Annotated in this window: 6 protein-coding genes; 4 read left to right on the top strand and 2 right to left on the bottom strand. The window is 69.3% G+C overall.

All coding sequences use genetic code 11. From position 1 onward, the window contains the following. Positions 1-12: 12 nt before the first annotated feature. The gene (locus AC1DU6_RS12930) at positions 13-864 is read left to right on the top strand and encodes a hypothetical protein (RefSeq protein ID WP_477857597.1); all 852 of its coding nucleotides are present in this window, start codon (positions 13-15) and stop codon (positions 862-864) included. Between the two features lie 152 nt (positions 865-1,016). Here AC1DU6_RS12930 and AC1DU6_RS12925 read toward each other — a convergent pair whose 3' ends face one another. Further along, positions 1,017-1,667 (bottom strand): TetR/AcrR family transcriptional regulator, encoded by a 651-nt coding sequence (locus AC1DU6_RS12925; protein WP_457388471.1) that lies wholly within the window; start codon positions 1,665-1,667, stop codon positions 1,017-1,019. Between the two features lie 67 nt (positions 1,668-1,734). Here AC1DU6_RS12925 and AC1DU6_RS12920 point away from each other — a divergent pair, with 67 nt between their 5' ends. From AC1DU6_RS12920 to AC1DU6_RS12910, 3 genes are read left to right on the top strand one after another with little or no spacing between them, the layout of a single operon-like run. Further along, positions 1,735-3,228, top strand: a complete 1,494-nt coding sequence (locus AC1DU6_RS12920; RefSeq protein WP_477857595.1) for an efflux transporter outer membrane subunit — start codon at positions 1,735-1,737, stop codon at positions 3,226-3,228. Further along, positions 3,225-4,337, top strand: a complete 1,113-nt coding sequence (locus AC1DU6_RS12915; protein WP_477857593.1) for an efflux RND transporter periplasmic adaptor subunit — start codon at positions 3,225-3,227, stop codon at positions 4,335-4,337. Before AC1DU6_RS12920 ends, AC1DU6_RS12915 begins: the two co-directional genes overlap by 4 nt. Beyond that, positions 4,334-7,432: an efflux RND transporter permease subunit gene (locus AC1DU6_RS12910; protein WP_477857591.1), complete on the top strand. Its 3,099-nt coding sequence runs from the start codon at positions 4,334-4,336 to the stop codon at positions 7,430-7,432. The genes AC1DU6_RS12915 and AC1DU6_RS12910 overlap by 4 nt, the downstream gene beginning before the upstream one ends. A gap of 66 nt (positions 7,433-7,498) precedes the next feature. Here AC1DU6_RS12910 and AC1DU6_RS12905 read toward each other — a convergent pair whose 3' ends face one another. Continuing rightward, positions 7,499-8,254, bottom strand: a complete 756-nt coding sequence (locus tag AC1DU6_RS12905; RefSeq protein WP_457352325.1) for a tRNA-uridine aminocarboxypropyltransferase — start codon at positions 8,252-8,254, stop codon at positions 7,499-7,501. Between the last annotated feature and the right edge of the window lie 258 nt (positions 8,255-8,512).

The raw sequence follows: 8,512 nt of genomic DNA, 5'->3' as shown, positions 1-8,512 counted from the left end.
GCGTTGGACACCTTGGAAGGACTGCTCGATGCCGAGGAAAATCAGCTGCGCAAAACGCATCCCCAGCGCGATGGTTTCCTCGAGGCGCTGACCAAGCTGGAGAAGCAAGCCCAGCTGATCGAAGACGAGGACCTGGCCAGCGGAACGTACAGCGAGGCACACGAGGAAAAGTTGGCCGCATTGCGCAGGCTGGCGGCCAAGCGCAACTACGACGAGGCGCTGGCGCAGGCTGCGCGGCTGCTCGAAGAAGTGCACGCATGGATTGAAGAAGCGCGCAAGGCGCAGCAGGCGCTGGAGGAAGCGCTGAACCTTGCGCTGGACGACATCGCGTTCTACGAGGAGGGCGAACACATCGACGACGACGAGCGCAAGGCCATGTATGCGTTGGTGGACCAGGCCCGATCGAATGACGACTTCGTCGACGCCCTCCAGTTCGTCAACAAGATCGTCAAGACAAAGATCCAGTGGTTCCTGGAGCGGCAGGCCCAATGGCGGGAAGTCAGCGCGCCGGTTCGCGTCCGCAAGCCACGCCAGCCGCCCAACTATGGCCAAGCCGCAGACCACATCGTGGACGTGGTGCTCAGCATGTTCCGCAGCACGTTCGACTACGCGGGCCCGTCCCTGAACGTGCAGGAGCTGTATCCCAGGGAAAGGTACAACCCGGGGCGCCTGAAGCAGGCGCTACGCAACCGCTTCGCCACACTCAGCCCTCCTGGGCAGCTTCCCAGAAAAGGGCTGGGGCCCAGGTGCTACTTCAACCTCGGTGCGGGTGGAACGACGAAGAAGAAGTACGAGTACAACGTCAAGGTCAGGCGCGAAGGTGTTGACAGGGCCCTGGCTCAGATCCACATCATCTATCCGTAGCGAGGACGCGGCGTTGCCACGCCGCTCTCCGCCTCACCTTGAAAAGCGCCAGAGAGCCGCTGGGCAGGTTCTCGCGATGCAGCGCGCCCCGGTTTGAGGGGGTGCCGTGAACCGGCTCTACCAGTCGCGAAGTCCGCGGTCGGGCCGTGGCGTCAAGGCGCTTTCGCGTAGGCCGCCATGAACACACGCACCGCCTCGCGCAGCAGTGCCCTGTCTTCGCGCGCGTCGGGCATGTCGAGCATCAACAAGCCGCGGATGTGGCCGTCGCCAAGGAACATGGACAGGAACAGGTCCGCCGCCTGGCGCGGGTGCCGGATGTTCAGCGCGCCCTGCGCATCGGCGCGGCGCAGATAGGCCGCCAGGTCGCCGATCAGCCGGTCGGCCCCCTGCCTGTAAAAGGCCAGGCAGGCCTCGCGCTGCACCGCGGCGGCGCCATAGATCGAGCGGAACTTGCCCAGCACGTCCTCCTCGCGCGCCAGCGCCAGGAACTGCTCTCCGACGGCCAGCAGCGCCTTCTGCGGCTGCGTCGGGTCCAGCGCTTCGACGCCAGCGACCCCGCCCATCACGCGGTCGGTGCGATCGCGAATCACTGCCTCGAACAGGCCTTCCTTCGAAACGAAGTGGCTGTAGATGGTCATCTTCGAGACGCCGGCTTCGGCGGCGATGGCATCGACGCTGGCCCGCTCCAGACCGTGCGCATTGAAGTGGCTGTGCGCCGCTTCCACGATGCGCCGCAAGCGCTCGGGGTCGCGCGGCCGGCCGCGACGCGGTGGGGACTCGACTGGCTTCTCGTTTTCGGGCATTCGCGGCTTTCTGTACTTGACAGTCCAATATATGCCATTAAACTTACTGGACTAGAGAGTCCAGTATATGAAGCCTTTCACACAGCCCGCCCCGAATCGCAATCGCCACCCCGGCGCCCGACCGACCCGCCTCATCTCGGCCGCCGCGGCGCTGACGATCCTGTCGGCCTGCTCGGCACCGCCCAGGCAGCCGCCGGCGCCCTCAGTGCCGCTGTCCGCGGCATTCGCGCAGGTCGGGTCGGCTGTGGCCGGCCAGGTCTCCGATGGCGCCTGGTGGGCCGGCTACGGCGATCCGGTGCTGACGGCGCTGATCGAAGCGTCCTTGTCTGCCAACCAGGACGTGGCGGTCGCGCTGCAACGCGTTGGCCAGGCTCGCGCCGGCCGCGATGCCGCGGCCTCTCGCCTGTGGCCCACGGTGGGCGTACAGGCCTCGGCCTCGCGCAGCGACAGCGGGCTGCCCGACCCCGTCAAGCAAGGCATGCCCGACACGCGTGCGTTGCGCGCCGGTGTCGACGTGGCCTGGGAGATCGATCTCGCCGGCGGCGTGCGTGCGGCACGCGACGCTGCGCAGGCTGATGCAGCCGCAGCAGCGGCCGGTGTACAAGGCGCACGGCTGCTGGTGGCCAGCGAAGTGGCGCGGCAGTACTTCGTGCTGCGCAGCGCCGAGGAGCGTCTGCGCATCGTGCAGGCTCTCGCGGCGGCCCAGCGCGAAACGGCGACCCGCGTCGCCAGCCGCCTGCGCGAAGGCGAGGCCAGTGCTTTCGACCTGGATCGCGCGCGCGCCGAAGCCGGGGCGCTCGACGCGCAAGTGCCGCCGTTGCGAACGCTGGCGGGCACCTCGCAGACGCGGCTGGCCGTGCTGCTGGGTCGCAACCCGTCGGCACGCGTTGTTGACGAGAACGCAGGCTTTGCCTGGCCTGCTGCGCGCGAGATCGGCACCGGCCAGCCCAGCGAATTGCTGCGGCGCCGGCCCGACCTGATCGCTGCCGAGTCGCGCGTCGCGGCCGAGACGCTGCGCGGCGCCGAGGCGCGAGCCCAGTACTGGCCCAAGCTCTTTCTGAGTGCCTTGTTCGGTCGCGAGGACCTGCGGCTGAATGCACTCGATCTCGCGCCGGTGCATTTCTCGAACGTGGCGCTGGCCTTTGCCATGCCGGTCTTCAACGCCGGCCGCATCGACGCGGGCATCCGCGCGCAGTCGGCGCGGGCCGACGAGGCGCTGCTGGTGTGGCAGAAGGCGGTGCTGGTCGCCGTGCAGGAGGTCGAGGACAGCCTGCTCGTGCGCACCCAGGAGGCCGAGCGCGCCACAGCGCTGGCCAGCACGGTCGAACATCGCCGCCGCTCGCTGCAGCGCGCGCAATCGCTGCAGCGCGAAGGGCAGATCGACCTGCTGGTGCTGCTCGACGTGCAGCGCTCGGTGTTGTCCAGCGAGCTCACCCTGGCGGACAGCCGCCTGCAGCAGGTGCTGGCCGACGTGCAGCTCTACAAGGCCCTGGGTGGCGGTCTCGAGCCGACCCGTGCCGGCAGTGCCATGACTTCCTTTGCCGAGAGGGCATTCCAGTGAACAGAATTTTCTTTGCCATCTCCCTCCTGGCCCTGGCCGCCTGCAGCGGCCCGCCCGCGCCGGTCGCCGCCGTCAAGCCGGTCTTCGTGACCCCCGTCAGCCCCGCCGCGTCGGCGCAAACGCGCAGCTTCACCGCCGTGGTCCGCGCCCGTGTCGAGACGGAGCTGGGTTTTCGCACCGGCGGCAAGGTGGTGGACAGGCTCGTCGAGGTGGGCGACACCGTGAAGGCCGGCCAGGCGCTGGCGCGGCTGGACCCGGCCGACTACCAACTGGCGGTGAGTGCCGCCGCCAACCAGGTCCAGGCCGCGTCGGTGGATGCGCAGCAGGCCGCGTCCGACGAAGCGCGCTTGCGCCGCTTGCTGGCCGACGGCTCGGTGGGCGCTGCCGACCATGAGCGCCAGAAGGCGCGTGCCGACGCAGCCGCCGCCCGGCTCGAACAGGCGCGCCGCCAGCTCGACCTGGCACGCAATCGCGAGGGCTACGCGACGCTGGTGGCACCCTACGCCGGCGTGGTCACCGCGCTGCGCTTCGAGCGCGGCCAGGTGGTGGCCGAGGGCCAGCCGGCGCTGTCGCTGGCCCGCGAAGGCGAACGCGAGATCGTTGCCGAACTGCCCGAGGAGTGGGTCGGCCGGGTGCGCACGCTCTCCGCCACGGCCACGCCCTGGCAGGACGCCAAGTCACCCCTGAGGCTGGTGCTGCGCGAGCTCTCGCCACTGGCCAGTGCGCAGGGCCGGACCTTCCGCGTGCGCTACGCCGCCGCCCAGGAATCGCGCGCGCAGGTCGGCGCGCTGCCACTGGGCAGCACCATGCAGCTGAACCTGTCCGGGCAAGCGACCGGGCCGGCGACCACCGCCGTGCCGGTCACCGCGCTGGTGAAGGCCAGCGCGTCCGCTGGGGTCTGGGTGCTCAACGCCAAGGGCTCCGGCCTGGTGTTCACACCCGTGCAGGTGGTGGCCATGGACGACGCCTGGGTACACGTCACCGGCCTGGTCGGTGGCAGCCGGGTGGTCAGCGTCGGCGCGCAGAAGCTTGATGCCGGCATCACCGTGCGCGCCGTCGAGCGCACAGCCGAAGCCGGCACGGCTGCGGTCGCCAGGAGCGGCTCGTGAAGCGCTTCAACCCGTCGGAATGGGCCGTCACGCACCGGGCGATGGTGCTGTTCCTGATCATCGCGACGCTCATCATCGGCGGCTTCTCCTTCAGCCGCCTGGGCCGCCTGGAGGACCCCAGCTTCGACGTGCCGACGATGACGGCCATCGTCGTGTGGCCGGGCGCCACCGCGCAGGAGGTGCAGGACGAGGTGCTCAACCGCATCGAGCGCCGGCTGCAGGAGCTGGACCATTTCGACTACGTGCGCAGCTTCGCGCGCCAGGGCTATGGCGGCATCACGCTGTGGATGAAGGGCGGCAGCAGCAAGGCGGAGCTGGAGAACGCCTGGTACCAGGTGCGCAAGAAGATCGGCGACGTGCGCCAGGAGTTCCCCGAAGGCGTGCGCGGGCCGTTCTTCAACGACGAGTACAACGACCGCTACAGCGTGCTCTACGCGGTGAGCGCGCCCGAGCTGACCATGGCCGAGCTGCTGACGGTCACCGAAGACGTGAAGCGGCGCATCCACAGTGTGGCCGGCGCCGGCAAGGTCGACGTGCTGGGCAAGCAGGCCGAGCGCGTGTTCGTTGAAGTCTCAACGCGGCGGCTGGCGGCGATGGGCATTGCCCCAACCGCAGTCTTCGACGCGCTGGCGCGGCAGAACCTGGTGGCCCCCGCGGGCTCGGCCGATACCACCCACGACCGCGTGCAGGTGCGGGTGGACGGCGGCCTGCGCAGCGCGGCGGACGTCGCCAACGTGACGCTGGAGGTGGGCGGCCAACTGCTGCGGCTGGCCGACATCGCGACCGTGCGCACCGGCTACGAAGACCCGCCGAGCATGACCATTCGCCACAACGGCGTGCCGGTGCTGGCCATCGGCGTGACCATGCAGGCCAACGGCAACGTGCTCGACTTTGGGCGCGCGCTCGACGAGCGGCTCGCGCAGGTGAAGCAGGAACTGCCGGCGGGCGTGCAGATCCAGCAGTACGCGGATCAGCCGCGGGTGGTGGCGGAGTCCGTCTGGGAGTTCGAGCGCTCGTTCCTGGAGGCGCTGGCCATCGTGCTGGCCGTGTCCTTCCTGTTCCTGGGCTGGCGCACTGGCATCGTGGTGGCCGCGTCGGTGCCGCTGGTGCTCGGGCTGGTGGCGGCCGTCATGTACGCCGCCGGCTGGGCGCTGGACCGCATCTCGCTGGGTGCGCTGATCATCGCGCTGGGCCTGCTGGTGGACGACGCCATCATCGCGGTGGAAATGATGGTGGTGAAGCTGGAAGAAGGCTGGGATCGCATGCGCGCTGCCACCTATGCCTACACGTCCACCGCGTTTCCGATGTTGACCGGCACGCTGGTCACGGCCGCCGGCTTCATGCCGGTGGGCTTCGCGAAGTCGATCGCCGGCCAGTACGCGGGCGGCATCTTCTGGGTCGTCGGGGCGGCGCTGATCCTGTCGTGGGTGGTCGCCGTGGTGTTCACGCCCTACCTCGGCGTGCTGCTGCTGCCGAAGAACCTGGCGGCTGCAGGTACGCACCACGACCCCTACGACCGACCCGTCTACCGCTGGCTGCGCGGCATCGTCGACTGGGCCGTGCAGCACCGAGCCTGGGTGCTGGGCACCACGGTGCTGGTTTTTGCCATCGCCGGCGCCGGCATGCTGGCGGTGCAACAGCAGTTCTTCCCGACCGCGTCGCGGCCCGAACTGCTGGTGGAACTGCGGCTGCGCGAAGGGGCGTCGTTCGCCGCCACCTCCGCCCAGGTGAAGCTGCTTGAAGCGCACCTGGCGAAGGACCCGGACATCGAGTTCTTCACCGCCTACACCGGCGCCGGCACGCCGCGCTTCTATCTGTCCATTCAGCCGGAGCTGCCGAACCCGGGGTTCGCGCAGATCGTCGTCAAGACGGCGGGTACCGAACAGCGGGAACGCGTGCGCACCCGTCTCCTGGACTTGTTCGCCAAGGATGAAGTCCTGCCCGACGTCAACGCCCGCGTGACGCGTCTCGAGTTCGGACCGCCGGTGGGCTTTCCGGTCCAGTTCCGCGTGATCGGCCCGGACAAGGTGCAGGTGCGCGAGATCGCCTACCGGGTGCGCGACGCGGTGCGCCAGAACCCGCTGGTGCGCGACACGCAACTGGACTGGAACGAGCAGGTCCGCTCGGTGCAGGTCCACGTCGATCAGGACAAGGCGCGGCTGCTGGGCCTGTCCAGCGCCGACATCCAGGGCCTGGTGCAGACCACGCTGGACGGCGCGCCGGTGACGCAGATCCGCCGCGGCGAGGAACTCGTCGACGTGGTCGTGCGGGCGACGCCCGACGAGCGCAAGAACATTGGCCAACTCGGCGACCTGCAACTGTTCACGCGCAGCGGCGTCAACGTGCCGCTGTCCCAGGTGGCGCGGGTCGAGCCGGGTTTCGAGGAGCCGGTGCTGTGGCGGCGCAACCGCGACATGGCGCTGACCGTGCGCAGCGACGTGGTCGATGGCGTGCAGGGCCCCTACGCCACGGCGCAGATCCGGCCATCGCTGCAGCCCATCATCGACAGCCTGCCCGCGGGTTACCGCATCGAGGAAGGCGGCGCCATCGAGGAGAGCGACAAGGCGAACAAGGCGCTGTTCGCGGTGTTCCCGGCGATGTTCGCGGTGATGCTGACGCTGCTGATGATCCAGCTGCAAAGCTTCTCGCGGCTGTTCATGGTGTTCATGACGGCACCGCTGGCGCTGATCGGCGTGGTGCCGGCACTGCTGCTCTTCAATGCACCGTTCGGCTTCGTCGCGCTGCTGGGCGTGATTGCGCTGGGCGGGATGATCATGCGCAACTCGATCATCCTCGTCGACCAGATCGACCAGGACATCGCGCGTGGCGTGGCGCCCTGGGCCGCGATCGTCGATGCCACGGTGCGGCGCTCGCGTCCCGTGGTGCTGACGGCCGCAGCCGCGGTGCTGGCCATGATCCCGCTGACCCACAGCGTGTTCTGGGGGCCGATGGCGATCTCGATCATGGGCGGCCTCGTCGTGGCCACGGCGCTGACCCTCGTCTTCGTCCCGGCGCTGTACGCCGCCTGGTTCCGCGTCCGGCGCGACAGCCCCGCGCAGGCGCCCGACGCGGCACCCATGGCGGCCAGCGCGTGACGGGGCTGCTCGCAGGCGCTGGACCCATGGCGGCACCAGCGCCACTTCGCCATGGCGCACATGCTGTCAGGCGGCGCGCACTGGCTGCTGAGCCCTCACCTCTTCCAAACGCTGATGCGCCGCACCTTCCCAGGCGATGGGCAGCTGGTTCTTGGCCTGGAGGTAGTGATGCGTGAAGACGCCCAGGTACGCGTCAAGCGTCTTGCCGGCGGCCTCGTCACCCGCCAGGTTCAGGCACTGCGCGGCCACCTCGCTGGTGCAGAAATGGTCGCCGCAACGTGACCGGCGCAGCCTGTACTGCGAGGCCTCGGCGGGCGCCAGGCTGAGCACCGGCATGGAGTTCAGGTAGGGGCTTCGGCTGAACATCTTGCGCGCCTCGGACCAGGTGCCGTCCAGCAGGATGAACAGCGGGCGCTTGGCTGCTCCGTCCTGGCCCGCGACGTGCGGCCGAACGGCATGCACCACACGCTCCGGCGCGGCGTACTGGCCCGGGAAGACGACGTAGGGATCCCAGGCCGGCTCGCTCAACAGGGCCAGGAGCGCGGGGTCGGGCTCGGTTCGCGACCAGCCGAAGGCGAAGGTGTCTGCGACGGTATCCGCGATCAGCCAACCGGTGTTGGTGGGCTTCAGCGGCTCGATGTCGGCCATCAGCAGGCACACCGCGGCGCGCGTGTTCACCGACGGGCGCAAGGCGCACATGCAGTGCGTGGAGACCAGCCGGCAGCCTTCGCAGCGCTCGCGCTTGAAGCCGCCGCGAGCCGAGAACGGCTTGGTGGCACTCGCCAGGCGCGCGGCGCGCAGAAGGGATACGGCATGAGACATGCGCGGATTGTCGGAGCACTGCTCATCCAAACGGATGCCCCCATCCCATCCGTCTGTCGGCTGTGCAACCCGGGTGGCGCTTCCTAGACTGCCCTGCAACGAGTGGATTGCGAGCGGGCCAAAGCCGGTGACGCGGCGGATGGGCGGCCAGCCCGATCCAGTTGACAGGGAGATTTCCATGCTGACTTCCTCGATTGCGCGTAGCGGTCGACGCCTTGCCGCGCTGCTGGCGCTGGCCGGGGCCGCACTGTGCTGCCC

This window comes from Roseateles sp. P5_B10, from assembly GCF_056400485.1.
Note: the sequence above shows the minus strand (reverse complement) of the source record. Positions and strands in the feature narration are given on the sequence as shown.

Coding starts and splice junctions, on each gene's coding strand:
- AC1DU6_RS12925 (WP_457388471.1), bottom strand. CDS start 1,667: ATGCCCGAAAACGAGAAGCCAGTCGAGTCCCCACCGCGTCGCGGCCGG.
- AC1DU6_RS12920 (WP_477857595.1), top strand. CDS start 1,735: ATGAAGCCTTTCACACAGCCCGCCCCGAATCGCAATCGCCACCCCGGC.
- AC1DU6_RS12905 (WP_457352325.1), bottom strand. CDS start 8,254: ATGTCTCATGCCGTATCCCTTCTGCGCGCCGCGCGCCTGGCGAGTGCC.